Annotated in this window: 2 protein-coding genes; both read right to left on the bottom strand. The window is 41.1% G+C overall.

Annotated features, from left to right (window positions below):
• The coding region (gene rfbC, locus K6C05_RS09980) for a dTDP-4-dehydrorhamnose 3,5-epimerase (RefSeq protein ID WP_296734298.1) at positions 1–380 on the bottom strand (380 nt) is incomplete at its 3' end.
• Positions 381–396: 16 nt separating this feature from the next.
• Positions 397–1,269, bottom strand: a complete 873-nt coding sequence (gene rfbA / locus K6C05_RS09985; RefSeq protein WP_296734300.1) for a glucose-1-phosphate thymidylyltransferase RfbA — start codon at positions 1,267–1,269, stop codon at positions 397–399.
• Positions 1,270–2,321 lie beyond the last annotated feature (1,052 nt).

Here is a 2,321-nt window from a genome sequence, read left to right on the forward strand (position 1 = left end):
TCATCCGTCAACGTCAGAAAGCCATGGGCAAAGCCGCGGGGAATCAGGAACTGACGGTGGTTTTCCGCGCTGAGTTCTACCGAAACCCATTTGCCAAAAGTGGGGCTACCCTTACGGATATCCACAGCCACATCGATAACCTTTCCCTTAGAGCAGGAAACCAGCTTCGCCTGTGCATAGGGCGGATTCTGCCAATGCAGGCCGCGCAAAGTTCCCTTCTGTGCCGAAAAACTCATATTATCCTGCACAAAATCATTCGTGATGCCCAGCGCCTCATACTTCGGCTTGTTATACGTTTCCGTAAAATAACCGCGATGGTCGCCGAACACATCCGTCTCGATAATCAGCACACCTTCGATATCTGTCTTAATAACCTTCATACCAACAAAAACTCCTTTATTCCTGAATCATGCGGATAAGATATTTGCCATACTCATTCTTCAGTAATGGCTGCGCCAATCGCTCCACCTGTGCCGCATCAATATAGCCCATACGGTAGGCTATTTCCTCAAGGCAGGCAATCTTCAACCCCTGCCGTGCCTGAATCGTCCGCACAAAAGATGCCGCATCGAGCAAAGATTCATGCGTTCCCGTATCCAGCCACGCATAACCACGGCGCATCTTCTCCACCTGCAGCCTGCCACGTTCTAAGTACACCTTGTTGACATCTGTGATTTCCAATTCGCCACGCGCCGAAGGCTTAATGGATTTTGCGACATCGACAATATCCTTGTCATAGAAAGACAGCCCTGTTACTGCATAATTGGATTTGGGCTGAGCCGGCTTTTCCTCCAGACTCAGAGCACGGCCCTGTTCGTCAAACTCCACTACACCATAACGCTCTGGGTCGGACACATAATAAGCAAAGACTGTCGCACCGTCTTCCATAGATGCAGCCCGCTGTACCGACTGTGCCAAGTCTGAACCATAATAGATGTTATCGCCCAGTACCAACGCACAGCCTTCCCCATTAATGAATTTCTCACCAATCAGAAAAGCCTGTGCCAAACCATCTGGGCTGGGCTGAATTGCATAGGAAATGCTGATTCCCAGCTGACTGCCATCCCCCAATAAATTCTTGAAGGATTCATTATCCTGTGGCGTGGTGATAATCAAAACATCCTTAATCCCCGCCAGCATTAACGTACTGAGCGGATAATAAATCATTGGGTTGTCATAGATAGGCATCAACTGTTTGGATACCACCCTTGTCAAGGGATACAAACGAGTCCCTGAACCACCTGCCAATATTATTCCTTTTCTAATCAAAAGATTACCTCCCAACATACTGTTTTCAATATTGAATATACCAAGGCATATACGGTATATTCAATATATTGTTTATGAATATTTCGAGTTAAAACGCAACTAGAATACATTTTTATCCGGTCAACACATTTTAAGCATCCCCCTCATTTCATAATAAGTCAAGTTTCGCATAACTGAAATGAATATTCTAAGACCGAATCCCCCCCAGTCAGCCTATAAAAACCACTTTTCTGTTATAAATAAAATTGCAATTCCTAAAAAGGGACCAAATTCCTGTATAATTATGTACATGTACTGCATAACAGTGCAAATACTTTGTAAAACGGGCATTTCTGTGCGCCGTATCAAATACCCACTACTTATAAATTATATGACGATAATAAAAAATCTTATAAAAAAAAGTAGTAATACAATATATAAAAATACATTAAGAACGATCCAAGGATCAATTTTTTTTAAATCGAACTTTAAAGCTTCTTTTCTCAACTTATATCCACAATTAGGACAATAATTATATTTTCCACTCGTATCTATTTTACATTTTGGACAAATCATAATTAAATTCACCTCTCTTCCAAGTAACATTCGAAGTTAACTTCTCCAAAAACTATACCTTTAGTTTCCCATCGTACGACTCTCCACATGTACTTTAAAAATATATCATCTATTGTCTACTCTGCAGCGTACCCATAGATGAATATATGACTTATTGATTTTCTCAATCCAGATTTTCGTAAACTTTTCAGATGTAAAGCTCTGCCGTTGATTTCAACGATTTATCCATTTAATACACTACAAAAATGCGTGGTTAAATAATCCTTTGTAACGACACTATATTGATTCTCGTGCTTAGGTATTCTCAGCCTACGCTTAACGTGCTGCCTCATGTCCACCCAACCAAGACCGGATAACAGCTCTTCGCTTTATGAGAAAACATAGTGCTACATCAAAACAAAGTCGCCAACACATCATCCCAAAAGATGTCGTATCCAATGAAAAATAATTCAAGATTCGACTGATACATGTAATATCTAAACTATGTATAGCTAATA

It is taken from the genome of Anaerovibrio sp., assembly GCF_024697385.1.
In the GTDB taxonomy this organism is placed as follows: Bacteria; Bacillota; Negativicutes; order Selenomonadales; family Selenomonadaceae; genus Anaerovibrio.